Origin of the sequence: Rhizobium sp. R711, from assembly GCF_002211365.1 — a bacterium.
Classification (GTDB): Bacteria; Pseudomonadota; Alphaproteobacteria; order Rhizobiales; family Rhizobiaceae; genus Rhizobium.
The window spans coordinates 18328-43246 of sequence record NZ_LOKZ01000013.1 but is presented as its reverse complement, the minus strand read 5'-3'; the positions used below and the strand labels follow the sequence as shown (position 1 = coordinate 43246).

Below are 24919 nucleotides of genomic sequence, written 5' to 3'. Positions count from 1 at the left end.
CGTCAAGATCAGGTGCGGCTGCCAGCCAGCTTTTCGGAGAGCGTGTTCATCTGCTCCTGGGCGCTACGATTGGCCGGGTAGATCTCGAGGAAACGTTCCCAGGCTTTCAGGGCCAGCTGGTCGTTGCCCGTCTCGGTGAGGATGGCGGCCATGCCGGAAAGCGCGCCGAAATGGCGTGGCTCAATGTCGAGTACATGCTCGATGTCGGACATCGACTTGCGATAGTTGTCATTGGCGTAGTTGAGCGTTGCCCGGCGGTTCCAGCTTTCGGCGTAGTCAGGCTTGAGGGCGATCGCCTGATCTAGGAAGTCAAGGGCAGCAGCGGTGCGCTTCTCCTCGATCGCCTTGTCGGCCCATTGCATCAGGAGGTTGACGGTCGCGCTGCCGGAGTCGTTCCACTGGGCGCGAATCTCGTTGGCGATACCGCTCGCTTTGTCCGGATCGCGTTCGCGCTTCAGCTGCGCATAGAGCTGATCCAGGTGTTGCTTGGGTGAGAGGTTTGCGTCCGGTTGCTCGACAATGACGTCCTTATCCGCGGCCGTGGCGGGGAAAGCAGGAGCGAGCAGAAAGAGGGACAGCGGCAGCGCCGCACAGGTCATAACAAAAAAGCGCATGGCGGACATGTTAGCCCGCCACCGCTGAAGATCAAAGCAATTTGATTCGATTGCCGAAGCAATCCCCGGACAGGCACGAGCACAAAATAACCGTCCAGGCGCGCTATATCAGCCCTGGCGAGCCTTGAAGCGCGGGTTCAGCTTGTTGATGATGTAGATGCGGCCCTTGCGGCGAACCAGGCGGTTGTCACGGTGACGAGCCTTGAGCGACTTGAGCGAATTCTTGATCTTCATTGTTTTGATCCGCGATGTTTGAGGGGGGAATTCACATTCGCCCGTATCTATTACATTCAAAAGCGCGCTCGGGGCGCGCTCTTCAGGTTGGGCGTGCAGATAACCCGGCGACTTGCCTGTGTCAACCACGTGACGGTGTTTTTCCCATGGCCGGAGCGGCTTTTATCCGGGAAAAACCGGCAATTTCGTGGTCAACGTCGTGACGTGTCCCATCTTCCGGCCGGGACGAGATTCCGTCTTGCCATAGAGATGAACCAGCGTGTCCGCTCGCCGCAGCCAGTCCGGGAGCGCCAGGATATCGTCGCCAATCAGGTTCTGCATCACGCAGTTCGAATGGCGGTCGGCATTGCCGAGTGGCAGGCCGGCAACAGCGCGGGTATGCTGCTCGAACTGCGAGATCACGCAGGCGGCCTCGGTCCAGTGGCCGGAGTTGTGGACACGCGGCGCCATTTCATTGGCGATCAGGCTGCCGTCGGCGAGTACGAAGAATTCGATGCCGATGACGCCGACATAGCCAAGCGCAGCCAATATCTTCTCGGCGCTTTCACGCGCCCCCGCTGCCGTCTCCGCTGAAATCGAGGCAGGTACAGTCGACGTGTGCAAGATGCCGTCGCGGTGAACGTTTTCAGCAGGGTCGTAACAGACGACAGTGCCGTCCGTTGCGCGCGCTGCAATGATGGAGATCTCGCGCTCAAAGGGCACGAAGCTCTCGAGAATCAGGGGGACCTCACCGAGCGCTGCAAAGGCGCCATCCGGCTTGTCGGCACTGGAGCGAAACACTCGTTGTCCTTTGCCATCATAGCCGAGGCGGCGAGTCTTCAGGACGCCGCGGCCGCCGAAATCCTGCAATGCTGCCTCGAGGTCGGCCTGGTTGTCGACGGCATGGAAGCGGGCCGTCGGAACGCCGCATCCATTGATAAAGCGCTTTTCGACAAGCCGATCCTGCGCAGCCTCGAGTGCCTTCGGTGGCGGATAGACGGGTACATGGCTCGCAAGCGCCTCGGCGGCTGTGACCGGGACGTTTTCGAACTCATAGGTGACGATGTCGCAGATATTCGCGAGCTCTGCGAGCGCGGCCGGATCGTCGTATGCCGCCACGATCTGCTGGTTGGCGACCTGCGCGGCCGGACAGTCGGCCTGCGGTTCCAAGATGACGGCTCGGAAGTTCAGCCGTGCAGCGGCCATGGCAAGCATGCGGCCAAGCTGGCCGCCGCCGATGATGCCGATTGTTGTTACAGTCATAGGTCGTCCATCGGATATTCGGCAACGGCTGCGCTCTGGCGCTCACGCCAGTCGTCAAGCCGCTCGGCAATATCCTCGTCCGACAATGCCAGGACTGCAGCTGCCAGAAGGGCGGCGTTGATCGCGCCGGCCTTGCCGATGGCAAGTGTGCCGACCGGAATGCCGCCCGGCATCTGGACGATGGAAAGAAGACTATCCTGACCTGACAGTGCCTTGGATTGAACCGGGACGCCAAACACCGGAAGCGGCGTCATCGCGGCGGCCATGCCTGGCAGGTGGGCCGCGCCACCGGCGCCGGCAATGATCACCTTGAAACCTTCATCGCGGGCGGTCTTGGCGAAGTTTACGAGGCGATCCGGCGTGCGATGGGCCGATATGATGCGCGCGTCATAGGGAATCTCGAGCGCCTCCAGCGTGTCGGCGGCGTTCTTCATGGTCTCCCAATCGGATTGGCTTCCCATGATGATGGCAACGGGTGGTCTGTCTGTCATCGTCACGGCATTCCCTTTAGGCGATGATATCAGGGATGATCTGGTCTTCGAGCTTTGTCAGCTTGTCCTTGATGACCAGTTTCTTCTTTTTCATGCGCTGGATGCGCAATGCGTCACATCCGGTGGCAATCATGGCGTTGATGGCGGCATCGTAATCCTCGTGCTCCTGGCGCAGTCTCGCGACCATGAGCCTGATTTCCGCCTGTTCCTGATCGGCCATATGCATTCCCCATAACCGTCTTCGGACATCGTCCGTTCTGCCGATGATTTCCGCAAGCTCCTATCACCAATTGGAGGTAACGGCTAGCGGCTGTTCGTCATGATTTTGCCATGTGTTCTCCTTGTTTTCACCTTCGACAAGGCTTCAAAAATATGTCACAGTTGGAGGGTTGACGCCTTGGATCTCCGGCGGTGTTGGCCGGGGAGAGGTAAGAGGAAGGAAGGGTCAAATGACTGTTCAAGCTCATCTTGAGTCACTCGAAAAAAAGCATGTTGCTCTTGAGGAGGAGTTGCATTCTCTTATGATATCCCCCTCCCGAAACGATAATGAAGTCGCTGAGTGCAAACGCAGAAAATTGCGGATCAAGGACGAGATTGAGCGCCTAAAATCATCCTTCCATTGAGTGGGATGCAATAAATCAACGAACGCGGCCCTAGGCGAGGAGGGCGAAACCCAATTTCACCAAAAGCTTAGACCAGTTCGTGCTCGACAGGCGATTATGGCGCCGGTTCCGACGGAAAGTCGCGAGCCGGCGTCTTTCATTTGAGCGGTCGGGCTAAGCCCAGAACTGATCGAGCCAAAGATTGAGTCTGTCGAAGCCGCGATTGTTGACCGCGTAGATGCGCCGCGTGCCCTCTGCGGTGACGGAAACCAGGTTGCAATCCAGCAGCGCCTTGAGGTGCTGGGAAACGGCGGGGCGGCTGATGGGGAGGCCCTCGGCAAGCTCGTTCACGGTCTTCGGCGCGCGTCGAAGTTCCTCCAGCAGGAAGCGCCGGTGAGGATCGGCTATCGCGGCGAAGGGATCCGTGTTCGACATGGCGAAAAGCTACGTCAAACGGCGCAATCGGGCAAGGAAATTGTGCGGCGCAACGAAACCCAAAATTGTCAGAAACCCAAGCCCTCCTTCGCGATCAACACGGCGGCAATGAGCGCCATGCCGTACATGAAAGGATAGAAGATCGCGGGCTTCATGCGGCGCACGCACCAGGCGCCGGCAATTGTCGCAAGCGGCGCAAAAGGCAGCAGCGTGGCCGAGGTGGCGAGGTTTTGCGTGTCGAGCTGGCCAAGCGCGAAGTAGGGTATGAGCTTGACGGCATTGAGGATCGCGAAGAAGCGGACGCTGGTGCCGGTATATTCTCGCGGCGGCATCTGCAGCGGCAAAGCATAAATCTGGAAAGGTGCTCCGCCGGCATGCGCGACGAAGCTACCATAGCCGGACAGGCTTCCCCAAATTGTCGCAAGCAGTGGCCGCTGGCCTTGAGGCGGCGTGTGCTTTCCGGCTGCGGGGCCGAAGTTGTTCCAGAAGTAGCGAAGGCAAAAGAGGATGGTGACGACGCCGATGACGACGCGAAGCACATTTCCCGGAACCAGCGCCGAGGTCGCCCAACCGAGCGCGATGCCGAACAGAGCGCCCGGCAGTACGATCTTCAGCGTTGTCCAGTCGCCGTGCTTCCGCCAGATCACGAGCGAGATCATGTCCATGAAGATGAGGATCGGCAGCAGGATCGCGGCCGCCTGAACGGGCGAGACGACGAGAGCGAGAAAGGGCAGCCCGATCAGCGACAGCGCATCGCCCATGCCGCCTTTCGCAAGTCCGACCAGGATGACGGCCGGAACGGCGGCGTAATAAAATGACAGGTCCATCGGCATGCTTTTGAAAATCCTCCCCTTGCCAGCCCCGTCTAACGGAATTACTCACACAGGACGAGTGCAGATCGGCCCTGAAACGGCCTGTTCCGCTGTAAATGGAAAGAGTTCATGACCGAACCGGAAAACCGCTGCCGCCTAGTTTTGATTGCTCCCGACCTTGCCGATGCCGATGAGCAGGCAAAGGTCGTCGGCGATGCCTTGAAGGGCGGTGACGTCGCCTCTGTGATCGTGCCGCAATACGGCCTCAACGATGGCGAGTTTCAAAAGCACGCCGAGAAGCTGGTTCCGATTATTCAGGACTCGGGAGCAGCCGCACTGCTTGCGGGCGACAGTCGCGTCGTTGGGCGCACGAAGGCGGACGGCTTGCATCTGACCGGTCCGGCCAGTGAAATCTCCGACGCTATCGACAAATATGCCGACAAGCTGATCGTCGGTGGCGGCAATGCCGCCGACCGGCACCATGCGCTGGAGATCGGCGAGGAGCGACCGGACTATATCTTCTTCGGCAAGCTCGATGGTGACATCAAGCCGGAAGCACATCCCAAGAACCTGGCGCTCGGGGAATGGTGGGCTTCGATGATCGAGATTCCCTGTATCGTCATGGGCGGTACAGATCCGGCTTCCGCGCTGGCGGTGGCAGAGACTGGCGCGGAGTTCGTCGCGCTGCGGCTTGCGGTTTTCACGGACGCCGGCCGTGCGCCATCCGTCGTCGCCGAGGTCAATGCGCTCTTGGACGAAAAAGCGCCACGGTTTGAGGATTGATATCGCGCTCATGCCGATGCTGTCCTGTACTTTGCGCCTCTCAACTGCCTTTGCCGTCACCGTTCTGGTCGGGCTGACGCATGGCGTTTCTGCCCAGGTGGTCGATAACGTCGTGACACGACCGCTCGCGAGCGCCCCGGAGACGCTGAAAACAGGACGGCCGCAGGCAGATGGCACGGGACCGTCGACGGGCGTCGGGGTCTTCGACCGTATGGGGGCGAAACTGCCGGATCTGCCGCCGGAAAAGGACTACAAGGGGCCGGTCGACGAAGCCTACGGCGCCTATCAGCGCGGCTACTATCTGACCGCGATGGAAAAGGCTCTGCCCCGTGCGCAGCTTGGTGATCCGGCCGCGCAGACGCTGATGGGCGAACTCCTGGCGGACGGGCTGGGCGTCAAGCGCGATATGAAGAACGCCGCCTTCTGGTACAGCAAGGGCGCCGAAGGTGGTGATGCCGCGGCGATGTTCAAATATTCGCTGATGCTGATCGAGGGACGGTCTGTCACGCGCGACAAGGCCAAGGCCGACGAATACATGCACAAGGCGGCTGAGGCTGGAAATCCCTCGGCGCAGTTCAACTGGGGTCAGATCCTGACGGCTGACAATCCGGGCGACAAGGGATTGAAGCTCGCCTTGCCTTACTATGAGAAGGCTGCCGAACAGGGCATCGCCGACGCACAGTATGCGGTGGCGGAAATTTATGCCTCGCTGCCTGACCTGCCGGAGGAAAAGAAGCAGTTGGCGCGCGAATGGATGGCACGCGCTGCGCATGCCGGCTACGACACGGCTCAGGTCGATCTTGGTATCTGGCTCGTCAACGGCCAGAATGGGCCGCGCGATTTCGTCAAGGGTTTCCAGTGGTTGCGGCTCGCCGCCAATCGTGGAAACGTGGTTGCGCAAAACAAGCTCGCACACCTCTACATCAACGCGCTCGGAACCAAGCCAGATCCTGTTGAGGCTGCGAAGTGGTATGTGCTGTCGCGTCGGGCCGGCCTACCTGACCCGGAGCTCGAAGACTTCTATCTCGGCATCGAGGAAGACCAGCAAAAGGCGGGGATCGAGGCGGCCAACAAGTTCCGCCGGCTCCAGTGATTTAGGAGAGTGCGTCGGCGAAGAGATCTTCGTCGTCTCGACGACCGTGTCGCGCCATCGTCCGTCCTGATCATCCAGCGGAGGTTTTGAAGATCCGGCGGCGCAAGCGGCCGGCCTCGTTCTTTGGCGAGATAGCCGCCGTCGATCAATTCCAGACCAATCTGTCCAGAATAATTTCGCCTGCATTTTTCCGGGCAGCCAGTGGTTCTGCTGTCTCCCCTTGAAATTTTCCCGATTTTGTGGTCTTGAGGCCGCCAATCTTATCGAGCGCTGCCTTCTCTGGCGATCAGGGACCTACTTTGCCCTGACAGCGCGTACCGTATTATCGCTCAAGGAAAAGTGCTCACATGGCTCGTTCAGCTCTCCTCAATGTCATGGTTCAGGCCGCCATCAAGGCAGGCAAGTCGCTGGGGCGTGATTTCGGGGAAGTGCAGAACCTGCAGGTTTCGGTGAAGGGCCCCGGCGACTTCGTTTCCAATGCCGACCGCAAGGCCGAAAAGATCGTCAAGGACGAGCTCCTGAAGGCTCGTCCGACGTATGGCTTCCTCGGCGAGGAGAGCGAAGAAATCAAGGGCACGGACGGCGCGCATCGCTGGATCGTCGACCCGCTCGATGGCACAACCAACTTCCTGCATGGCATTCCGATGTTTGCGGTCTCGATCGCGCTCGAGCGCAACAACGAGATCGTCGCCGGTGTCGTCTTCAACCCGGCCACGGATGAACTTTACACCGCGGAACGTGGCGGTGGTGCCTTCCTGAACGACCGCCGTCTGCGTGTTGGTGCGCGCCGGGTGCTTTCGGACTCCGTCGTTGCCTGTGGCGTTCCGCACCTCGGCCGCGGCAATCACGGCAAGTTCCTCGTCGAGCTTCGGCACGTTATGGGTGAAGTTGCCGGCATCCGCCGCATGGGCGCTGCTTCGCTTGACCTCGCCTATGTGGCCGCCGGTCGGTTCGATGGATACTGGGAAACCGGGCTGTCTGCGTGGGATATAGCGGCCGGCATCCTCCTGATCCGCGAAGCCGGCGGCTATGTCTCCGATTGGGATGGCGGTTCGTCCGTTCTCGAGACCGGTTCGGTTGTTGCGGGCAACGAATATATCCAGAAGGCATTGCTTGAGGTTGCCAAGCGTCCCGTCCCAACGCGGTAAATCGCTGTTGTAAAGACACGGTTTTCGTTTCCGCATACTTCAATTCGGCACAATGTTGCTCTAGTCTCCGGATGAAATGAATCCGGAGGCTGCGGAACCTATGGAAAATGTGAATGTGGCGGAGTTCGGCTCGACCGAAAAAACCACGGGCAACTACAGCTATAAACTTTCCAGTCCGATGCCGTTCCTTTGGACGATGGTGCTGTTTCTGATCATCGTCGGGTTCATTGCCGCCATTCTTTTCCGGCAGACACAAACTGCCTTCATGCATAATCCGGGCCTTAACGGTTTGATCCTTGGCGTGCTGGCCGTTGGTATCATCCTCGTGTTCAGCCATGTGCTGTCGCTGCGGCCGGAAGTGCGGTGGTTCAATTCCTTCCGCGCCGCGGGTAGCGCCGACAAGGTTGGCCGCAATCCCAGGTTGCTTGCCCCGATGCGGACGCTGATCGGCAGCCGCAGTGCCACGGCAGGAATTTCGACCGCGGCGTTTCGCTCCATTCTCGACTCGATTGCCAACCGCCTCGATGAATCGCGCGACGTCTCACGCTATCTCATCGGCCTTCTCGTCTTTCTCGGTCTGCTCGGCACTTTCTGGGGCCTTATCGGCACGATCGGCTCGATCAGTTCGGTGATCCAGTCGCTCGATGCGGGATCAAATGGTTCGACGGATGTTCTAGGTGCGCTGAAGGAAGGGCTTTCGACGCCGCTTTCGGGCATGGGCCAGGCCTTCTCGTCGTCGCTGCTCGGTCTGTCCGGCTCGCTCATTCTCGGCTTCCTTGACCTGCAGGCGGGCCGCGCCCAGAATCGGTTCTACATGGAGCTGGAAAACTGGCTTTCGTCGGTGACCGACGTAGGCTCCGATATTGCCATGCCTTCGATCAGCGCAAACTCGGCGGTCTCGCCGGATGACGTTCGGGCGCTCTCGGAATACATGCGGCGGATCTCTGAAGAGGGCAGCGGCGGCACCCAGAGATCGGTCGCGGCGATGGCGAACCTTGCCGAAGGTATTCAGGGTCTGGTCAAGAATATGCGCAACGAGCAGCAGATGCTGCGCGACTGGATCGAGGCGCAACAGGACGAAACGAAGGCAATGCGCCGCACGCTCGATCGTCTTGCTGAACGGATCGGTTCGCAGGAAAAACACAGCCCAAGTGAACGCTCTCAGCGCATGCCGCAAACCGAAAAGACCGAGAAGTAAGCCATGGCTCTCGCCCGCAATCGTCGCCCCCAACGCGCGGTGGACTACTGGCCAGGTTTCGTCGATGCACTGTCGACGCTGCTGATCTCGATCATGTTCGTGCTGACCGTCTTCGTCGTCGGCCAATATATTCTCAGCCGCGAAATCTCCGGCCGGGACGAGGTGCTGAACCGCCTGAACAGCCAGATCAACGAATTGACGCAGTTGCTGGCGCTCGAGAAGGGAAGCAAGCAGGACCTCGAGGATAGTGTTGCCAATCTTCAGGCATCCCTGGCGTCGGCTGAAGGCGAGAGATCACGGCTGAAGGCGTTGCTTGATGCCGGTTCCGGCGGCCAGAGTGCCGCGCAGGCCCGTATCGGCAGCCTTACGAAGGAACTGGACGAGCAAAAGCAGATGAGCGACCGGGCGATGAGCCAGGTCGAACTGCTGAACCAGCAAATTGCCGCGTTGCGCAGTCAGATTGCTGCCGTCGAAGCCGCGCTGCAGGCGTCCGAGCAAAAGGACCAAACCTCGCAGACCAAGATCGCCGATCTTGGCCGTCGCCTCAACGTCGCCCTGGCGCAACGTGTGCAGGAGCTCAACCGCTACCGGTCCGACTTCTTCGGGCGGTTGCGCGAAATCCTGTCGGATCGCGAGAATATCAGGATCGTCGGCGACCGCTTCGTCTTCCAGTCGGAAGTGCTGTTTCCGTCAGGCAGCGCGGATCTCAATCCGGACGGGCAGGTCGAGATGGCAAAGCTTGCGACGGCGCTCCTCGATGTTGCCAAGGAAATTCCACCCGAGATCAACTGGGTTCTGCGCGTCGACGGGCATACGGATAACGTGCCGCTCGCTGGCACTGGACGGTATGTCGATAACTGGCAGCTATCGTCCGCGCGTGCGATCTCGGTCGTCAAATTCCTGATCTCCCGCGGCGTGCCGGCCGACCGTCTCGTCGCCGCTGGCTTCGGCGAGTTCCAGCCGATCGCGCCAGGTGACACGCCGGAGGCGCGCGCCACCAACCGTCGTATCGAACTGAAGCTGACAGAGAAGTAGGTCTACGCAGCGCGCATCCGAAGGTCCGTGAGGCGCCGCATTAGGAAGCTGCGCACGGCAGGGCTGTCGCTCAATCCGATCGCCGATAGATAGGCCGTCTCTGCTGCCGGATAGTCCGCAACCTCCGTCAGCAGATGTGCGCGAACGGCCCAGTATGGCTGGTAGGCTCTGACCTCCTTTGCATCCATAGCGTCGAGGCAGTTCAGCCCGGCTTTTGGGCCTTTCGCGCGGCCGAGGACGGCAGCACGGCCGACGCGGGCGCCGATCGTTGGCTGCATCATCAGCAGCGCGTCATAGAAGGTCACGAGAGCATCCCAGTCCGTCAGGCCCGTCAGCCGGCGGGCGGCATGAACGGATTGAATGGCCGCCATGCATTGGAACGGACCGAAGCGGTCGGCGGCGCCGGCCTTGCGGAGCAGCGCGTCGGCGTCGGCAAGCATGATCGCATTCCAGCGATCCGTCGACTGCTTGTCGAGCGCGATGTAGTCACCCTCGGCATTGCGCCGCGCGGCGCGTCGGCCCTCGCAATAGAGCATCAAGGCAAGCAGTCCGATCACCTCCGGTTCGTCAGGAAGCATCGAAAGCAGCGCACGGCAGAGCCAGACGGCTTCATTGGAAAGCGCACTACGACCGCCATCGGCTCCATCGAGATCATCCCAGCCAAGCCCGTAGGCGGCATAGATTGCGGAGAGAACGGCCGACAGGCGCTCGGGCAGCGAACGTCGATCGGGTATCGCAAATCCAATGCCGCTATCGCGAATGTTCGCCTTGGCCCTGACCAACCTCTGCCCCATTGCCGCAGGAGAAACCACGAAGGCCTGGGCGATTGCTTTTGCGTCAATGCCCAGGACAACCTGCAGCATCAACGGCGTGTGGATGCTCTTGTCGATTTGCGGATGGGTGCAGACGAAAAGCATCTTCAGACGCTCATCGGGAAATGTCTCGGCCGCCGCCTCGTTCATCCTCGCCTCGGCCTCCTCGAAGGCCAGGGCGATGGTGGGGCGCGCATTCTCGCGAACGGATCGGTGGCGTACGCCCTGCATCAGATTGCGTCGCGCGGCGACCAACAGCCAGGCCTCCGGGCTGTCCGGAATGCCGCGCTCCGGCCAGACCCGCAGGGCATCGACGAGCGCCTGCGACAGCGCATCTTCGGCAGCGGGTAGGTCCCGAGAGCGAGCCGTCAGGAAGGCGACTCAGCTTGCCATATGATTGACGCGCCACCCGTTCGGCGGCGCGCTCGGCCTCGACGGTCATGTCCGCCTCACATCTGGAGGCGAGGGCGCACCTCGACTGAACCCTCGGCGGAAACGGGAACCCGGGTCGCCCATTCGAGCGCCGTGTCGAAATCCGGCACGTCGATCAGGTAGAAGCCGCCCAACTGCTCCTTGCCTTCGGGGTAGGGACCATCCTGCACGTCGTGGTCCTCGCCCTTGCGTCGCACCACCGTGCCGGTCTCGGGTGCGGTCAGCCCGGCGCCGCCGGTCATGATACCGGCCTGAATCAGAGCCTGCGTGTAGGCAATCCAGCCGTCGCGATAGGTGGGATCGGCGCGGCGGGCGAAATCCCGTGACGACTCGCGAATGATAAGCGCGTACTGCATGAGGCATTCTCCTCTGTGGTTGCGTTGACCGGCGTGCAGGCATCTAAGAACCAAAAGCAAAAAGCTGCAACGCTCGGGGATCGGCGGTAGACCGTTCCGATAAGATGAGACGCGACACCAGTTCATTTCGACATTCGGCCAAAAAAATATCACGGAGGAAAATGTGGCGTTGTCGCTGAGCGGAGCTCCGCGTAGGTTCGTGGAGATTTGGGGGGAATGCTTTGATTGAATGCGATGTGCTGGTCATCGGCGCAGGACTTGCTGGGCTCGTGGCAACAGCAGAGGCGGCGGATCGCGGGCGGAAGGTCTGCATCGTCGAGCAGGAAGGCGAGCAAAGCCTCGGTGGGCAGGCATTCTGGTCGCTGGGCGGACTGTTCTTCGTAGACAGCCCGGAACAGCGGCTGATGGGCATCCGCGACAACCTTGGCCTGGCGCGGCAGGACTGGATGGGGTCTGCCTCATTCGACCGGCCGGAAGACTACTGGCCGCGTCGCTGGGCAGAGGCGTATCTGGAGTTTGCCGCCGGCGAAAAGCGCTCGTGGCTTCATCAGCAGGGTATGCGCTGGTTCCCGGTGGTCGGCTGGGCCGAGCGGGGAGGCGGCCTAGCGCATGGCCACGGAAATTCCGTGCCACGCTTCCACGTGACGTGGGGAACCGGGCCGGCTGTGCTTGCACCATTTGTTCGTCGCGTGCGTGAAGCGGAAGCGAGGGGCCTTGTGACGCTGCTGTTCCGGCATCAGGTGGATGACCTTCTAATCCAAGACGGGGTCGTCTGCGGCGCTCGTGGCACCATCCTCCAGGCGGACTCCTCGGTTCGCGGTCGAGAGACGAACCGCGTTTTCTCGGCGCTCTTCGAAATAAGAGCCGACGCGACGGTCGTGACGTCAGGGGGCATCGGTGGCAATCACGACGCGGTGCGGCGGAGATGGCCGATCGACCGGCTGGGACGACCGCCGACTGATATGGTCGCTGGTGTGCCTGCCCATGTCGATGGTCGAATGATCGAGATCGCCGAACGCGCAGGTGGTCGCGAGATCAATTCGGATCGGATGTGGCACTATACGGAGGGGCTGAAGAACTGGGACCCGATCTGGCGCAATCACGGCATACGTATCCTGCCGGGTCCATCTTCCTTCTGGTGCGATGCTTGGGGTAACCGCTTTGCAGCGCCTACCATGCCCGGCTTCGATACGCTGGCGACGCTGAAAGCCATCTGCGCGACTGGGCACGACTACAGCTGGTTCATTCTGACCAAGGCAATCATCAAGAAGGAATTTGCCCTTTCCGGTTCCGAGCAGAATCCGGACATCACGGGCAAGGATATCCGCCTGCTTCTCAGGCGTTTGGGCAAGGAGCCGCCAGGGCCGGTCCAGGCGTTCATGGATAAGGGCGAGGATTTCATCGTTCGTGACACGCTGGAAGCGCTTGTCGACGGCATGAACGGATTGATGGGCGAAAGGCGCGTGGATGCAAGCCGCCTCAGGGCGCAGATCGAGGCGCGTGACAGGGAGATCGGCAATGCCTTTGCGAAGGACGCCCAGATCATCGCCCTTCGCGGTGCTCGGCGCTACCTCGGGGATCGGCTGATGCGGACGGCCAAGCCGCATGCACTGCTTGACCCTAGGGCTGGACCATTGATTGCCGTACGGCTGCACATCCTGACACGCAAGTCGCTGGGTGGTCTGGAGACGGATCTATCCGCACGCGCGATCGGCCACAGTGGGGATCCGGTGCCCGGCCTCTATGCCGCGGGTGAAGTGACCGGCTTTGGCGGCGGCGGCATGCATGGCTACAATGCGCTCGAGGGAACCTTCCTCGGCGGCTGCATCTTTTCCGGCAGGGTTGCCGGGCGGGCAGTGTAAAGGCGGCGCCTTTGGCGCCGCCTGATTTGATCAGGCCTCAGCCTTCGTCGTGTCAACGACTTCTGCGCCGGGAGAATTCCTCTTGATGGATTCAATGGCGCTCAGCGCCGATGCCTTGGCCTTATAGCCTTCGGAGCCGAACATGGATTCGCCGTTCGGCGCCTTGAAACGGAAACGGAACTCGCCAGCCTTGTCCTTGTAAACTTCGAATTTATACATCGGTTTTTTCTCCCGGAATCAGGATGTTGTCCAATCTGCAGACGCAGCCTAGAACAAAAAACGCAACTATTCCATCGGGATATTTGCGCGCTTTGCAACCGGCGCGACTGATGGATCTCGCGGAGGAATGCGCCCCCACCCACGGCTGCTACGGCTTGAAGATCGAGAAGACCGACGAGAACTTGTTGATCAGGTAGGGTGCGACAAGCACGAGGCCGGAATAAAAGAAGTTGGCAGCCTTCGTCATGTCCGGGATCTCGTTAACGCTGGCAAAGCGATAGAGGCAGGCAAGGCCGAAGCCGACATAGAGCATCAGTATCGCAACGGTTCCGACAAGGGCGATAAAGCGGCTCGAACTCGCCTTCATCATGGTGATGGTGAGGGGGGCTTGCCCTGCTGCGAGGAGGTTGCCGGCAGCGTCGATGGGGTTGCCGGTTGCATCGGTCTTGGTCAACTCGACCTCTTCCGGCAACGCGTCGGTCAGCGACCAGTCCTGTGCTTCCTGGAGTGAGCGATAGCACAACAGCATCGATATGACGACGGCCACGGCGACGAGTACGATCAGCATGTCTGCAAAATTTATCAAGTCCACCAGCGCCTCCCTCGCAGCGCGGCGACATCGAATGCGCCCATAAACCGAGTGTAATCTTTGCGTGTACTATGTCAATATACACGCAAAGATTATACGTCGATGCAACCGTCGCAAGCTGATCGCTGAGAAGGGAGGTGTAATTCGACGATCACTTCACGGCGGCGAGAAAGTCGCCAGCGCCGGTTTCGAACTGCAGTTTGGCGAGCTTGGCGTAAATGCCACCATCTCGAATGAGGGTCTGATGCGTTCCCTCTTCGACGACACGGCCCTGATCCATAACAAGAATCCGGTCCGCCTTCAGCACGGTGGCGAGGCGGTGGGCGATGACCAGCGTCGTGCGCCCTGTCATGAGCCCATCGAGCGCCTTCTGCACAAGAGTCTCGCTTTCGGCGTCCAATGCCGAGGTCGCCTCATCGAGCAGCAGGACCGGTGCATCCTTCAGGATGGCACGGGCGATGGCGATGCGCTGGCGTTGACCACCGGAGAGCGTGATGCCACGCTCACCGACCTCGGTGTCGTATCCCTTATCCAAACGAGCAATGAATTCGTCGGCCTGCGCGGCCATCGCGGCAGCACGAACCTCTTCGCGGGTGGCTTCGGGGCGACCGAAGGCGATGTTGTCGTGGATGGAAGCCGCAAAGATCGTGACATCCTGCGGCACGATCGCGAGACGCTTGCGCAATCCGTCGGGGTCGGTGCTGCGGGCATCGACGCCATCGATCTTCACCGAGCCTTGCTGCGGATCGTAGAAGCGGAGAAGCAGCGAGAAGACCGTGCTCTTGCCGGCGCCGGAGGGACCGACGATCGCGACGGTCTCCCCGGGAGCGACGCCGAAGCTTAGGCCGTGCAGCGCGGATCTTTCGGGGCGCGAGGGGTAGGCAAAATGCACGTCTGAAAACTGGACACGACCTTGCGCTGGAGCGGGCAGGGCAACCGGTGCTGTGGGCACCGAGATCGGGGAGACTTCGTCGAGCAGTTCTGTTAGCCGGTCGGCCGCACCCGCGGCCTGCGAAAGCTCGCCCCAAACCTCGGAGAGCGCGCCGAGCGAGCCGGCGGCGATGACGGCGTAGAGAAGGAACTGGCCGAGCGTGCCCGGCGAAAGCGTGCCGGCGAGGACGTTGTGGGCGCCGACCCAGAGAACCGCGACGACGCTGCCGAAGATAAGGGTGATGGCGATTCCCGTCAGCAGGGCGCGCGAGCGAATTGCCGCTCGGGCAGCGTCATAGGCGGCTTCGACGGCCGTCCCGTAGCGCGAGGCAGCGGCGTCCTCGCCGCCAAAGGCCTGGACGGTGCGGCTGGCGGCAATCGTCTCGTTGGCGAAGGCGGAGGCGTCCGCAAGCGTATCCTGGGCGGAGCGCGAGCGCTTTCGGACCGAGCGGCCGAAGCCGACAAGCGGAAAGACGATCAAGGGAATCGCGCCGATCACCAGGCTGGACAGCTTTGGCGACGTGACGATCATCATTCCCATCGCGCCGAGACAGAGAATGAGGTTGCGCAAGGCGACGGAGGCGGTCGCGCCGACAGCCGACTTGATCTGCGTGGTATCCGCCGTCAGGCGGGAGACGATCTCACCGGACTGGTTGACGTCGAAGAAGGAAGGCGACAGCCGCGTGACGTGACTGAAGACATCGCGGCGAAGATCGGAAACCACGCGTTCGCCGAGAGTGATGACGAAGTAATAGCGAAGAGCGCTCGCGACGGCGAGCACGATCGCCATGATCATCAGCATCAGAAAATAGCTATTGATGAAACTGCCGTCGGCCTGCGTGAAGCCATGGTCAATCATGCGACGGACGGCGAGCGGCAGGGCAAGCGAGGTAACAGCGGCCAGTGCCAGGGACGCGAGGGCACCCGCGACCATGCCGCGATAGCGCGCGACGTAGGGCGTCAGCCGGCCAAGCGGCTTCAGCGATCGCGACTTCTTTTCCCCTGCTTGCCCTGCGTATGCCAATTCGTCTCCGATCGCCTTCGACACCGCTCATCCGCGGCTGATGGTACTTGTTATCCTGCCGGCCTTCATGTATAGGCAGCCCATCCTAATGGGAAGCCGTAGCCTTTGCGTCTGCGGCTTCATTTATTCAATCGGTCCTCTTGTCGCAACGAATATGCGTCAAATTGGACGTTGCATGGCAGGAAGATTGTTATGAAGGCAGATATCCATCCCGACTATCACACGATCAAGGTAGTCATGACCGACGGCACCGAATACGAAACCCGCTCGACCTGGGGTTCTGAAGGCGCAGTCATGAACCTTGAAATCGACTCCAAGTCGCATCCGGCATGGACTGGTGGCAACCAGCAGCTCATGGACCGTGGCGGTCGCGTTTCCAAGTTCAACAAGCGTTTCGGCGGCCTCGGCCTCTAATCGCTGTCGCTTGGCAGAGTTAAAAAGCCCCGCTTCGGCGGGGTTTTTTTTGAGCTGATTGAACAACGAAAAACCGGCTGCGCGGGTGCAGCCGGTTTCGTGAATTCAGATTGCGCCGTTTCAGTTGTTGCCGAAGGCCGTCTGCAGCAGGCTGAGCTGCGCCTGTACGCTGTTCTGATTATCAGGAACGATCGGGGCTTCCGCCGGACGATAGATTTCGCGGTCGAGTAGGGCGACGCGGTTCTGCAGGCGCAAGGAGCGCTCGATCAGGTCGCGGAAGGATTCCGGCAGATCGCCCCAGCCGGGCGCGTTGCGATCGACGTTGAAGCCGTCGAGGCGAACTTTGTTTTTCTCCGCCAGAACCTGATCACGCGACATCTCGCCGTTGTTGACAGCGCGCTGCAGCAGAAGCCAGGAGGCCATCTGCATCAGGCGGGTGGTCAGGCGCATGGACTCGGCCGCATAGAGAACCGATGCCATGCGCGGCAGAACCTTGGAGGCAGCACGGCCCTGGCCATCGAGGTAGGCAGCGGTTTCTTCAACCAGCGACATGCCTTCCGAATATAGTGTCTTGAACTGCGAGGATGCGGCAGCGCGACCTGCAAAACTGATTGTGTTCAATCCGAGCTCTGACATTTAAATAGTCCCTGTTGCACGCATCTACTTATGGTCAGGTAACGCCAGCCAAAGGGAAAAAGTTTCTTCGGCCGGTCTTTATGCTTTTAAGATGGTAGCTTTAGCGGAATTGCGCAAGGCGTTTCTTAAGAAAGGGTTAACTTCCACAGTTTCATGGAAATGATCCCCAGCGCAATAAAAAAGAAGAGCCGCAAAAGCGGCTCTCAAGGTAAAACAGGGAGAAAAATCAGACCAATTCACCGCATGGAAAACTGTCTGAGATCCAGAGAAGATCTGGATGAGTACAGTAATACCTTATAAAGCTTAATGGCCGCTTAAATCTGTCTCGAATTAACGCTCTTCGGCAGCTTGTTTTCTGCAATAGCCAGCCGACGAATTACGAGCGAAAGAGGCTTTCCGCCGCTGATCTTGTCGATGTCTTGCTGGCGGCCTCTGCCTCAAGTCTTGCGATTTCTGCCTTGAGTAGATCCACGCGCGCCCGCAGCTCGTCGACCGATAGGGTGGAGAGGTCGGCGCCGATCTCGTGGGCAACCTTTTTCTGCGGCCGGTCGTCGTCGATGAAGCTCATTTCAATCCTCCCGTTTCTGCCTCAGCTATATTTTAGGGCAGGATCGCCGGTTTCGGGAGTCTTGCCGGGTCCGGGGTTGGCAAGCGACATGCTTTCGGGGGTGAGCGTTTGCGAGGTCGCCGTCGGAATCGTCGTAAAGGCGTCTCGGTCTTCGACCGGAACCGCGGCGCGCATACGGCTGCGAATGATGGCGTAGGCGGTGATCAGCATGTGGGCGACCGCCGTCACAAGGAAAAGGGCGTGCGGGTTGATCATCGACATCACGGGGCCGCCGATGGTTGGGCCAATGATAGTGCCGATGCCATACAGCAGCAGCAGTCCGCCGGAGACCTTCACGAAATCCTCGGCCGAGGCATAGTCGTTGGCATGGGCAACAGCGATCGGATAGAGCGTATTGGCAACGGCGCCGTAGAGCACGACGAGGCCGATGATGAAAACCGGCGACGACGGATGCAGGACCGCGAGCAGCAGGCCCGCGAAAGCAGCGATAGCTGACATCGCCGCCAGCACGTAGCGCCGGTCGATGCGGTCGGAAAGCCGCCCTGCTGGCAGCTGCATCAGGGCGCCCGCGAAGATGGTGGCACTCATCATGATGGCGATGCTGGTATCGGAGAGGCCGGAGCCCGCGCCGAAGACAGCGCCCAGCGTTCCATAGGCGCCGTTGGCGATGCCGACGAGGAGAATGCCAAGGCAGGAGACCGGAGAATTGCGGTAGAGTGCCGGCAGATCGAGCTTCACGGCCTTCAGCGGCTGCGGCGAAGCTGCGGTCGAGAGCGTCGTCGGCAGCATCGCGATGCAGTAGAAGATGCCGCAGATCATGAACAGGACAGGCGTGCGCACATCCTCGAGAGGGATCATCATCTGGCCCGCCACGACGCCGAAGAGGGTGATGGCAATATAGAGCGAGAAGATCGCGCCGCGGCTCTCGTTCGTGGCGCGCTCGTTCAGCCAGCTCTCGATGATCATCGAGGTGCCGGCGGTAGCAAAGCCGGTGACGGCGCGCAAGAGTACCCACCACACCGGGTGAATGATGATGCCGCTGACAAGCGCGATGATCGCGATAATCGCAATGAAGCCAGAGAAGGCGCGGACGTGGCCGACGCGGCGCACCAGTTTCGGGGCGACGAGGCAGCCGATGACGAAGCCGGCGGCCCAGGATGTGCCGAGCAGGCCGAGGGTCGTTGTCGCGTAGCCTTCCAGGTTGCCGCGCACCGGAAGCAGGATACCCTGCAACCCGTTACCCATGAAGAGAAAGAGCGTCCCGAAGAGAAGCGAGGCGACGGACAGCAGATTTCTTTTCATATAGCAAAACTCTATGCGTTGAACGTCAAAGGACATGGCAACACACAGTGTCGCCCAGCCTCGAGATGATTGATTGTGCCCCCAAATGCCTTTACGGCATGAATAAATGCAGTCGTGACGTGAAAAAATGTCCGTCCTGTGACATTCAGAAGAGATGGAAAAATAAAGACATGACCAAGCTGATCGCTCTGCTGCTCATCCTGGCGATGGCGATTCAGCTGATCAAGCCGCTCGGCGTTCCCGGGCTGCGTCGGCGCATGGATTTCTGGAAGATCGCGCTGATCGCCTTTGCGATCTGGGCGGTGGCCCTGATCGGCCGCGATCTGTTCGTCTAGTACGAGATTTCGCCGCGCATGACCGGCGCGCAGCCGCCCGAGATCGTCACGTCGGTAACAGTGCCGTCCTTCTTGACAACGTCGATACGGATGATGCTGCGGCGCCCCATCTCGACGCCTTGCTCGATCCTCAGTGAGACGTTCAAGTTTGCCTCAGGCTCCAGCGACACGAGGTACGCGCCGAGTGCTGCCGAGGCACTGCCAGTTGCCGGATCTTCCGGCACGTTGTCGAGCGGCGCAAACATCCGTGCGCGGATCACCCATGGCTCTTCCTGGGAGCGGACATAGACGAACAGCGAGAAGTCATGATTGCCTTCGGCGGTCGGGCCGGCGGCATCCTGAAAATAGGCGAGGTTCGGACGAACGCGGCCGAGGGCGGCAAGGTCCGCAAGTTCGGCAAAGACGAAGCTCAGACCTACCGATGCAACAACAGGTCGATGCTTGGCTACACGGATGTCCCCTGGCTCGATCGCGACGCAACGGGCAACGGTCTGCTCGGGTATCGTGTTGCCAATGGTGAGCGGCTTTGGCGCGCGAATGGATGCCGACAGAACGTCATCGCCGTCACGCTTCAAATTGACTTCGACAAGGCCTGCCCTCTCCTCGAAGCGCAGGCTATCGCTAACCGGCCGCCCGAAGACCTGACCCTGTCGGCCGAGCACATAGGCCGTGCCGACGTTCGGATGTCCGGCGAATGGCACTTCCATGGTGGGCGTGAAGATGCGGACACGGGCAGTGTTTGCCGGGTCTTCCGGCGGTAGTACGAAGGTAATCTCCGAATAGCCGAACTCTGCGGCGATGTTCTGCATGTCGGCATCGGTCAATCCGCGCGCATCCGTCATCACGGCCAGCGGGTTGCCTTCGAAGCGGGTGGTGGTGAAGACATCGACGGTCGTGAAGGCTACGGTTTTCATGACGGCTCCGAGAGGGCGTGTGTCATGATCTCTACTGGCGATCCGCTGGCTGCTGAAGCCTGAAACTTGTCGCGGTTACAATGCAAAAACCGGCCGCCTAGGACGACCGGTTTCTTCTGTCTCATCGGTCGAGAAGAGGCTTACGCCGCCTTCTCGAGATCCTTCTTCCAGCTTCCCTTGGCGGCGAGGCTGTTCATCTCGGCGCGATGGGCAAAGGCGCGTTGGCCAGCGGCGATGTTCTCGGGCTTGCCGCCCCAGGCCTTCAGGGCCGTATCCTGCAGGGCGCGGCCGTAAGAGAAGGTGACAGCCCAAGGCAGGTCGTAACCCGAGTTGATCGCGGAAAGATGCGCAGTTGCTTCTTCGGTGGACTGGCCGCCGGAGAGGAAGGCGATGCCCGGAACAGCCGACGGAACGGTGCGCTTCAGCACCTCGACGGTGCGCTCGGCGACTTCAGCCACGGAAGCCTTGCGAGCATTCTTGCCGTCGATAACCATGTTCGGCTTCAGGATCATGCCTTCCAGGCTGACGCGGGCATCGGCCAGTTCTTCGAAGACGGTGCGCAGCGTCCATTCGGTGACTTCGGCGCAACGATCGATGTTGTGGTCGCCCGGCTTGCCGTCCATCAGGCATTCCGGCTCAACGATCGGTACGATGTTAGCCTGCTGGCAGAGCGCGGCATAGCGGGCAAGCGCGTGCGCATTGGCCTTCATGGAGCCCCAGGTCGGAAGCGTGGAGGAGATTGCGATCACGCCGCGCCACTTGGCAAAGCGGGCGCCGGCTTCATAATACTTCGCCAGGCGGTCTGCGAGACCGTCGAGGCCTTCGGTGATGGTTTCGCCGGGATAGGCAGCCATCGGCTTCGCGCCGATATCCACCTTGATGCCCGGGATGCTGTCGGCAGCGCGAATGATGTCCACGAAGGGCGTGCCGTCTGCCGCCTTCTGATGAAGGGTCTCTTCGTAGAGGATGACGCCGGAAATATACTGACGCATCGCGTCGTCCGTGCGGAACAGCATTTCGCGGTAGTCGCGGCGGCTCGTTTCCGTCGATTCGAGTCCGATCGTATCGAACCGCTTACCGATCGTGGCTGTCGATTCATCCGCTGCAAGCAGCCCGCGGCCACCAGCTACCATACGCACGGCAATGTCTTCCAAACGTTCGCTCATATCGTTCTCTCCACAGCAAAAAAATCGTCAACCAGTAGATATAGGTCGCGGATAACAGAAGTTTATGGGCGGGAAAACGGCAGCAAAATTGTTTGAAACGTTTGAATTTCTTTTAATCGTTTGAAAGTCTGGGCTTTTGCATTCGCTGCGAGCAAAAGACCGCGGCACTTTCGCACCGCGGTCTATCTACATGTAAAATTTGTTGAATTCGGTTGGCCGAATTATTTGGCCTTGCTGAGCACAGCGACGCCGGGAAGGACTTTACCCTCCATCCACTCCAGGAAAGCGCCGCCGGCCGTTGAGACATAGCTGAAATCATCCGCAACCCCGGCATGGTTCAGCGCCGCGACCGTGTCGCCACCACCGGCAACAGAGGTGAGCTTGCCGGCCTTGGTGCGCTCGGCCGCAAATTTCGCGGCCGCGACCGTTGCCTTGTCGAACGGTTCGATCTCAAAAGCGCCAAGCGGCCCGTTCCAGACCAGCGTATTGGCGCGCTCGATCCAGGCCTTGATCGCCTCGACCGATTTCGGGCCGACGTCCAGCACCATCGCGTCGCTGGGGATCGCATCGATTGCGACCGTTTCATTAGCGGCGTTCGCCTTGAATTCGCGGGCGACAACGCCGTCTTCCGGGAGAATGATGGCGCAGCCGGCGGTGGCTGCTTCGATCATGATCTGCTTTGCGGTGTCAGCAAGATCGTGCTCACAGAGCGACTTGCCAACATTGGTGCCGCGCGCGGCGATGAAGGTGTTGGCCATCCCGCCGCCGATTACCAGCGCATCGACCTTCTTCACGAGGTTCATCAGAAGATCGATCTTGGTCGAAACCTTGGCGCCGCCGACGATGGCGACGACAGGCCGGGCCGGGTTGCCAAGGCCGCTCTCCAGTGCCTCAAGCTCGGCCTGCATTGTGCGGCCGGCGTGGGCGGGAAGATGGTGAGCGAGACCTTCCGTCGAAGCGTGTGCGCGGTGAGCAGCGGAGAAGGCGTCGTTGACATAGATGTCACCGTTGGCGGCCAGCGCCTTGACGAAATCCGGGTCGTTCTTCTCTTCGCCCTTGTGGAAACGGGTGTTTTCCAGGAGCAGGATGTCGCCGTTCTTCATCGCCCCAACTGCGGCGGCAGCTGCGGCGCCGATGCAGTCGCCAGCGGTCGCCACGGGATGGTCCAGCACCTCCTCGACGGACGGAGCGATCAGCGACAGCGAAAGGTCCGGCGACGGGCCGTCCTTGGGGCGGCCGAAATGCGCCAGCAGGATCACCTTGGCACCATTCTTGGAGAGCTCCAGGATCGTCGGGGCAACACGCTCGATGCGCGTGGTGTCGGTTACTTTGCCGTCTTTGACCGGAACATTGAGGTCAACGCGAACGAGAACGCGCTTGCCGGCAACATTGTTGAGGTCGTCGAGGGTCTTGAAGGAAGGCATGGAAAAATCCGTTCGTTATTGCCCAAAAGATGCGGCGACCATAGCAAGGATGATCGCAGACGCAAGGCAGTCATTGCGGGTTTTGATCGGCCTTGGCCGAGGCCGCGGCGGCGGCTGCTTCCCGGTTCCTGCGGCCTTTGATGCGGTCGCGGATGCGGTCGATGATATCGTGCAGATTGAGGAAGATCGGCAGCGCGGTGGCGGGCTCGACTGCCTCTAGCGACATGCCGACCGAGGTGATGTGGTCCTGATCATCGAGGTCGCGGACGATGAGAATGATCGAGCCTAGACGTACTCGGTCCGCATAGTCCGCCTTGCCACCCAGGCGATGCTTCATCAGTTCCGCGATCGTCAGTCCTTTCTCGGATTCGTTCAGCAGGCCGGGGCCATAGGCGGCATCAAGGTCGGCAGCAGGTCGGGCCGGCGAGAGCGCGAATGCGCCGAAGAAATCCGCGTCGTCCTCCTCCACCGGCGCGCGGCTGGCAAAGAGCTTGTCGAGCAGCCGCGAATAGGAGGGAACGACGAAGAGATAGACAAGATCGTTTTCGCGCAATCGGCCGGCGTATTGATAACGCATCGACTTGCCGTCACGGATGACGAGCGACGGCGTTGCCCAGCGTGGGATGCGTTCGCCGCGCAGCACCGGGCTATCCTTGATCACGCGGTAGGAGAGAAGCTCATGGTTTGCCGCGCCAGGCAGATCAACTTCGACCTTGTCGACCGCGCCCATACGCGGCGGGATGATGAGCCCGAGTTTCTTGGCGACCGGCTTGATCGTCCACCCCTGTACGAGCAGCGAGACGAGCACGATGATGAAGGCGCAGTTGAAATAGATCTGGCCATTCTCCAGGCCGCCGAGAATGGGCATGATGGCGAGCAGGATCGAAACTGCGCCGCGCAAGCCGACCCAGGCAACAAAGCCGATCTCCTGCTGCGTATAGTCGAAGGGGAGCAGCGATAGCCATATGGCGAGGGGGCGCGCAATGAAGATCAGGAACAGGGCGAGCAGAACGGCGGGAATGGCGATTGCCGGAAATTGCGACGGCGTCGCAAGGAGCCCGAGCACCAGGAACATGATGATCTGGGCGAGCCAGGTCATGCCATCCTGGAAGCGCTTGATGGAGGCATAGCCCTGCAGCTTGCGATTACCCGCGTAAATTCCCGCGACATAGACGGCGAGGAACCCGCTGCCGCCGACTGCTCCAGTCGCGGAGAAGACTAGCAACGCCAGCGCCAGCACGAAGATCGGAGTGAGGCCGCGATCGGTTTCCAGTTGGCTGACGATCAGCGAGATCATCATGCCGCCGAGTAGGCCGAGGATGACACCGAGGCCCATCTGCTGCACGAACATGGCGAGCATGCCGATGTTGATGCCGTGGTAGCGTTCGCCGCTGGCGAGAATCTCGACGAGAGCGATGGTCAGGAAGATCGCCATCGGGTCGTTGGTTCCGGATTCCACTTCCAGCGTCGAGCGGACCTTGTCGCGGATATTGATGCCGCCAATGCGCAGCAGGAAGAAGACGGCGGCGGCGTCGGTCGAGGCGACGATGGAGCCGAGCAGCAGGCCTTCCAACCACGTGAAGTTCAGGAGCCACATGGCAGCGACGCCAACGAGCGACGCCGTCATGAGGACGCCGACAGAGGCGAGCGTCAGCGAGGGCACCGCGGCAAGCTTGAAGGCTTGCACCGGCGTTCCGAAGCCTGAGTCGAACAGGATGACCGCAAGCGCAATCGAGCCGAGGATATAGGCGAGGTAGTTGTTGGTGAACTCGATCCCGAGACCGTCAGTCCCCGCTAGCAGGCCGATCGCCAAAAAAAGCAGGAGCAGGGGGGCGCCGAAGCGGAAGGCGAGCAGGCTGGAGAATGCGGCGAGAAGCACGAGCGTCGTCGACACCAGCACGACGATGTAGAACGCTTCCATGCCTGTCCCCTTACCCGCAATTCAATGCAGACCGCCCCCGGTCCCGCAGCCCATTCCAGATCGCCCTTTCGTGGTCACTCAAGCCAGCTATGAGTAAACGGCAAAACAAGCAGGATGGGTAGGCCTTGCGGTCCAACCCGTGCTGTTTTGCGGCTTCATGCTGCTGTTTTGGCGTGCCGGATGGCAAAGCCGGATGAGCGCTCACGAAGAGCATGAATCGAGTGTATGAGCAAATCGGGCGATAGCAGGGCAGAAGCCGCGCTCTTGCGCTTTTCCTCTCGTTCAATGAATGCCGCGTGGGACAGGGCAACGCCCCCAGGCTTCCGCT

27 protein-coding genes and 1 pseudogene are annotated in these 24919 nt (G+C 60.6%); 9 read left to right on the top strand and 19 right to left on the bottom strand.

The genetic code is table 11. The features are described 5' to 3' along the window. Nucleotides 1-8: 8 nt before the first annotated feature. The 5 genes from ATY80_RS15580 to ATY80_RS15560 form a co-directional block, all read right to left on the bottom strand. The gene (locus tag ATY80_RS15580; protein WP_088693284.1) at nucleotides 9-623 is read right to left on the bottom strand and encodes a hypothetical protein; all 615 of its coding nucleotides are present in this window, start codon (nucleotides 621-623) and stop codon (nucleotides 9-11) included. A gap of 99 nt (nucleotides 624-722) precedes the next feature. Beyond that, a complete protein-coding gene (ykgO, locus tag ATY80_RS15575; protein ID WP_003566454.1) occupies nucleotides 723-848 on the bottom strand; it encodes a type B 50S ribosomal protein L36 in 126 nt (41 codons plus the stop codon). 162 nt (nucleotides 849-1010) lie between these two features. Then, on the bottom strand, nucleotides 1011-2090 hold the full coding sequence (locus tag ATY80_RS15570; RefSeq protein WP_088693283.1) for a 5-(carboxyamino)imidazole ribonucleotide synthase: 1080 nt from the start codon (nucleotides 2088-2090) through the stop codon (nucleotides 1011-1013). Then, complete coding sequence (gene purE, locus ATY80_RS15565) at nucleotides 2087-2581, bottom strand: 5-(carboxyamino)imidazole ribonucleotide mutase (protein ID WP_007802503.1); 495 nt, start codon at nucleotides 2579-2581, stop codon at nucleotides 2087-2089. Before purE ends, ATY80_RS15570 begins: the two co-directional genes overlap by 4 nt. Nucleotides 2582-2597: 16 nt before the next feature. Continuing rightward, entirely contained in the window at nucleotides 2598-2801 is a 204-nt protein-coding gene (locus tag ATY80_RS15560; protein WP_007527435.1) for a DUF465 domain-containing protein, read from the bottom strand. Between the two features lie 229 nt (nucleotides 2802-3030). Between ATY80_RS15560 and ATY80_RS15555 the strand changes: the two genes are divergently transcribed. Then, nucleotides 3031-3204, top strand: coding sequence for a DUF465 domain-containing protein (locus ATY80_RS15555; protein ID WP_088693282.1), 174 nt, complete (start codon nucleotides 3031-3033; stop codon nucleotides 3202-3204). Nucleotides 3205-3357: 153 nt separating this feature from the next. On the opposite strand, the gene ATY80_RS15550 is transcribed toward ATY80_RS15555, so the two are convergent. Both ATY80_RS15550 and ATY80_RS15545 read right to left on the bottom strand, forming a co-directional pair. Beyond that, a complete protein-coding gene (locus ATY80_RS15550; protein ID WP_088693281.1) occupies nucleotides 3358-3618 on the bottom strand; it encodes a metalloregulator ArsR/SmtB family transcription factor in 261 nt (86 codons plus the stop codon). A gap of 68 nt (nucleotides 3619-3686) precedes the next feature. Then, nucleotides 3687-4451: a sulfite exporter TauE/SafE family protein gene (locus tag ATY80_RS15545; RefSeq protein ID WP_088693280.1), complete on the bottom strand. Its 765-nt coding sequence runs from the start codon at nucleotides 4449-4451 to the stop codon at nucleotides 3687-3689. Nucleotides 4452-4559: 108 nt separating this feature from the next. Between ATY80_RS15545 and ATY80_RS15540 the strand changes: the two genes are divergently transcribed. From ATY80_RS15540 to ATY80_RS15520, 5 genes are all read left to right on the top strand, one after another. After that, nucleotides 4560-5213 (top strand): thiamine phosphate synthase, encoded by a 654-nt coding sequence (locus ATY80_RS15540; protein WP_088693279.1) that lies wholly within the window; start codon nucleotides 4560-4562, stop codon nucleotides 5211-5213. 10 nt (nucleotides 5214-5223) lie between these two features. Next, nucleotides 5224-6306: a tetratricopeptide repeat protein gene (locus ATY80_RS15535; RefSeq protein ID WP_088693278.1), complete on the top strand. Its 1083-nt coding sequence runs from the start codon at nucleotides 5224-5226 to the stop codon at nucleotides 6304-6306. A gap of 347 nt (nucleotides 6307-6653) precedes the next feature. Further along, nucleotides 6654-7454, top strand: a complete 801-nt coding sequence (locus tag ATY80_RS15530; protein WP_088693277.1) for an inositol monophosphatase family protein — start codon at nucleotides 6654-6656, stop codon at nucleotides 7452-7454. Between the two features lie 100 nt (nucleotides 7455-7554). Continuing rightward, nucleotides 7555-8652, top strand: a complete 1098-nt coding sequence (locus tag ATY80_RS15525) for a flagellar motor protein MotA (RefSeq protein ID WP_088693276.1) — start codon at nucleotides 7555-7557, stop codon at nucleotides 8650-8652. 3 nt (nucleotides 8653-8655) lie between these two features. Further along, entirely contained in the window at nucleotides 8656-9687 is a 1032-nt protein-coding gene (locus ATY80_RS15520; protein ID WP_088693275.1) for a peptidoglycan -binding protein, read from the top strand. Between the two features lie 2 nt (nucleotides 9688-9689). On the opposite strand, the pseudogene ATY80_RS15515 reads toward ATY80_RS15520, so the two are convergent. Together ATY80_RS15515 and ATY80_RS15510 are read right to left on the bottom strand one after the other, a co-directional pair. After that, nucleotides 9690-10941: pseudogene (locus ATY80_RS15515) on the bottom strand (DUF6596 domain-containing protein). 7 nt (nucleotides 10942-10948) lie between these two features. Beyond that, entirely contained in the window at nucleotides 10949-11287 is a 339-nt protein-coding gene (locus tag ATY80_RS15510; protein WP_088693274.1) for a YciI family protein, read from the bottom strand. 221 nt (nucleotides 11288-11508) lie between these two features. Here ATY80_RS15510 and ATY80_RS15505 point away from each other — a divergent pair, with 221 nt between their 5' ends. Next, a complete protein-coding gene (locus ATY80_RS15505) occupies nucleotides 11509-13149 on the top strand; it encodes an FAD-binding dehydrogenase (protein ID WP_189637169.1) in 1641 nt (546 codons plus the stop codon). A 30-nt stretch (nucleotides 13150-13179) separates the two neighbouring features. On the opposite strand, the gene ATY80_RS15500 is transcribed toward ATY80_RS15505, so the two are convergent. The 3 genes from ATY80_RS15500 to ATY80_RS15490 form a co-directional block, all read right to left on the bottom strand. Continuing rightward, nucleotides 13180-13368 (bottom strand): YegP family protein, encoded by a 189-nt coding sequence (locus tag ATY80_RS15500; protein ID WP_088693273.1) that lies wholly within the window; start codon nucleotides 13366-13368, stop codon nucleotides 13180-13182. A 148-nt stretch (nucleotides 13369-13516) separates the two neighbouring features. Continuing rightward, nucleotides 13517-13960 carry a hypothetical protein gene (locus ATY80_RS15495; RefSeq protein ID WP_088693272.1) on the bottom strand — a complete coding sequence of 148 codons (444 nt, stop codon included), beginning with the start codon at nucleotides 13958-13960 and terminating at the stop codon, nucleotides 13517-13519. A 148-nt stretch (nucleotides 13961-14108) separates the two neighbouring features. Next, nucleotides 14109-15911 (bottom strand): ABC transporter transmembrane domain-containing protein, encoded by a 1803-nt coding sequence (locus ATY80_RS15490; RefSeq protein ID WP_088693326.1) that lies wholly within the window; start codon nucleotides 15909-15911, stop codon nucleotides 14109-14111. Between the two features lie 192 nt (nucleotides 15912-16103). On the opposite strand from ATY80_RS15490, the gene rpmE reads away from it, so the two are divergent. Continuing rightward, the gene (gene rpmE / locus ATY80_RS15485; protein ID WP_007527409.1) at nucleotides 16104-16325 is read left to right on the top strand and encodes a 50S ribosomal protein L31; all 222 of its coding nucleotides are present in this window, start codon (nucleotides 16104-16106) and stop codon (nucleotides 16323-16325) included. Between the two features lie 120 nt (nucleotides 16326-16445). Here rpmE and ATY80_RS15480 read toward each other — a convergent pair whose 3' ends face one another. The 3 genes from ATY80_RS15480 to ATY80_RS15470 all read right to left on the bottom strand — a co-directional run bounded on the left by ATY80_RS15480 (nucleotide 16446) and on the right by ATY80_RS15470 (nucleotide 18831). Continuing rightward, nucleotides 16446-16961 (bottom strand): DUF1465 family protein, encoded by a 516-nt coding sequence (locus ATY80_RS15480; RefSeq protein WP_018858873.1) that lies wholly within the window; start codon nucleotides 16959-16961, stop codon nucleotides 16446-16448. A 376-nt stretch (nucleotides 16962-17337) separates the two neighbouring features. Further along, a complete protein-coding gene (locus ATY80_RS15475; RefSeq protein ID WP_088693271.1) occupies nucleotides 17338-17529 on the bottom strand; it encodes a DUF1192 domain-containing protein in 192 nt (63 codons plus the stop codon). A 21-nt stretch (nucleotides 17530-17550) separates the two neighbouring features. After that, nucleotides 17551-18831 (bottom strand): MFS transporter, encoded by a 1281-nt coding sequence (locus ATY80_RS15470; protein WP_088693325.1) that lies wholly within the window; start codon nucleotides 18829-18831, stop codon nucleotides 17551-17553. A 170-nt stretch (nucleotides 18832-19001) separates the two neighbouring features. On the opposite strand from ATY80_RS15470, the gene ATY80_RS28975 reads away from it, so the two are divergent. After that, nucleotides 19002-19166: a hypothetical protein gene (locus tag ATY80_RS28975; protein WP_007802544.1), complete on the top strand. Its 165-nt coding sequence runs from the start codon at nucleotides 19002-19004 to the stop codon at nucleotides 19164-19166. On the opposite strand, the gene ATY80_RS15460 is transcribed toward ATY80_RS28975, so the two are convergent. The 4 genes from ATY80_RS15460 to ATY80_RS15445 all read right to left on the bottom strand — a co-directional run bounded on the left by ATY80_RS15460 (nucleotide 19163) and on the right by ATY80_RS15445 (nucleotide 24591). Then, a complete protein-coding gene (locus tag ATY80_RS15460) occupies nucleotides 19163-20080 on the bottom strand; it encodes a PhzF family phenazine biosynthesis protein (protein ID WP_088693270.1) in 918 nt (305 codons plus the stop codon). The genes ATY80_RS28975 and ATY80_RS15460 overlap by 4 nt on opposite strands. 140 nt (nucleotides 20081-20220) lie before the next feature. Then, nucleotides 20221-21246: a class I fructose-bisphosphate aldolase gene (locus ATY80_RS15455; RefSeq protein ID WP_088693269.1), complete on the bottom strand. Its 1026-nt coding sequence runs from the start codon at nucleotides 21244-21246 to the stop codon at nucleotides 20221-20223. A gap of 221 nt (nucleotides 21247-21467) precedes the next feature. Further along, on the bottom strand, nucleotides 21468-22670 hold the full coding sequence (locus ATY80_RS15450) for a phosphoglycerate kinase (RefSeq protein ID WP_088693268.1): 1203 nt from the start codon (nucleotides 22668-22670) through the stop codon (nucleotides 21468-21470). Nucleotides 22671-22740: 70 nt separating this feature from the next. After that, nucleotides 22741-24591: a potassium/proton antiporter gene (locus ATY80_RS15445; protein WP_088693267.1), complete on the bottom strand. Its 1851-nt coding sequence runs from the start codon at nucleotides 24589-24591 to the stop codon at nucleotides 22741-22743. Nucleotides 24592-24919 lie beyond the last annotated feature (328 nt).

What these genes read in the sequence shown, in the direction of transcription:
- ATY80_RS15580 (WP_088693284.1), bottom strand. Translation starts at nt 623, where the DNA reads ATGTCCGCCATGCGCTTTTTTGTTATGACCTGTGCGGCGCTGCCGCTG.
- ykgO (WP_003566454.1), bottom strand. Translation starts at nt 848, where the DNA reads ATGAAGATCAAGAATTCGCTCAAGTCGCTCAAGGCTCGTCACCGTGAC.
- ATY80_RS15570 (WP_088693283.1), bottom strand. Translation starts at nt 2,090, where the DNA reads ATGACTGTAACAACAATCGGCATCATCGGCGGCGGCCAGCTTGGCCGC.
- purE (WP_007802503.1), bottom strand. Translation starts at nt 2,581, where the DNA reads ATGACAGACAGACCACCCGTTGCCATCATCATGGGAAGCCAATCCGAT.
- ATY80_RS15560 (WP_007527435.1), bottom strand. Translation starts at nt 2,801, where the DNA reads ATGGCCGATCAGGAACAGGCGGAAATCAGGCTCATGGTCGCGAGACTG.
- ATY80_RS15555 (WP_088693282.1), top strand. Translation starts at nt 3,031, where the DNA reads ATGACTGTTCAAGCTCATCTTGAGTCACTCGAAAAAAAGCATGTTGCT.
- ATY80_RS15550 (WP_088693281.1), bottom strand. Translation starts at nt 3,618, where the DNA reads ATGTCGAACACGGATCCCTTCGCCGCGATAGCCGATCCTCACCGGCGC.
- ATY80_RS15545 (WP_088693280.1), bottom strand. Translation starts at nt 4,451, where the DNA reads ATGCCGATGGACCTGTCATTTTATTACGCCGCCGTTCCGGCCGTCATC.
- ATY80_RS15540 (WP_088693279.1), top strand. Translation starts at nt 4,560, where the DNA reads ATGACCGAACCGGAAAACCGCTGCCGCCTAGTTTTGATTGCTCCCGAC.
- ATY80_RS15535 (WP_088693278.1), top strand. Translation starts at nt 5,224, where the DNA reads ATGCCGATGCTGTCCTGTACTTTGCGCCTCTCAACTGCCTTTGCCGTC.
- ATY80_RS15530 (WP_088693277.1), top strand. Translation starts at nt 6,654, where the DNA reads ATGGCTCGTTCAGCTCTCCTCAATGTCATGGTTCAGGCCGCCATCAAG.
- ATY80_RS15525 (WP_088693276.1), top strand. Translation starts at nt 7,555, where the DNA reads ATGGAAAATGTGAATGTGGCGGAGTTCGGCTCGACCGAAAAAACCACG.
- ATY80_RS15520 (WP_088693275.1), top strand. Translation starts at nt 8,656, where the DNA reads ATGGCTCTCGCCCGCAATCGTCGCCCCCAACGCGCGGTGGACTACTGG.
- ATY80_RS15510 (WP_088693274.1), bottom strand. Translation starts at nt 11,287, where the DNA reads ATGCAGTACGCGCTTATCATTCGCGAGTCGTCACGGGATTTCGCCCGC.
- ATY80_RS15500 (WP_088693273.1), bottom strand. Translation starts at nt 13,368, where the DNA reads ATGTATAAATTCGAAGTTTACAAGGACAAGGCTGGCGAGTTCCGTTTC.
- rpmE (WP_007527409.1), top strand. Translation starts at nt 16,104, where the DNA reads ATGAAGGCAGATATCCATCCCGACTATCACACGATCAAGGTAGTCATG.
- ATY80_RS15480 (WP_018858873.1), bottom strand. Translation starts at nt 16,961, where the DNA reads ATGTCAGAGCTCGGATTGAACACAATCAGTTTTGCAGGTCGCGCTGCC.
- ATY80_RS15475 (WP_088693271.1), bottom strand. Translation starts at nt 17,529, where the DNA reads ATGAGCTTCATCGACGACGACCGGCCGCAGAAAAAGGTTGCCCACGAG.
- ATY80_RS15470 (WP_088693325.1), bottom strand. Translation starts at nt 18,831, where the DNA reads ATGAAAAGAAATCTGCTGTCCGTCGCCTCGCTTCTCTTCGGGACGCTC.
- ATY80_RS28975 (WP_007802544.1), top strand. Translation starts at nt 19,002, where the DNA reads ATGACCAAGCTGATCGCTCTGCTGCTCATCCTGGCGATGGCGATTCAG.
- ATY80_RS15460 (WP_088693270.1), bottom strand. Translation starts at nt 20,080, where the DNA reads ATGAAAACCGTAGCCTTCACGACCGTCGATGTCTTCACCACCACCCGC.
- ATY80_RS15455 (WP_088693269.1), bottom strand. Translation starts at nt 21,246, where the DNA reads ATGAGCGAACGTTTGGAAGACATTGCCGTGCGTATGGTAGCTGGTGGC.
- ATY80_RS15450 (WP_088693268.1), bottom strand. Translation starts at nt 22,670, where the DNA reads ATGCCTTCCTTCAAGACCCTCGACGACCTCAACAATGTTGCCGGCAAG.
- ATY80_RS15445 (WP_088693267.1), bottom strand. Translation starts at nt 24,591, where the DNA reads ATGGAAGCGTTCTACATCGTCGTGCTGGTGTCGACGACGCTCGTGCTT.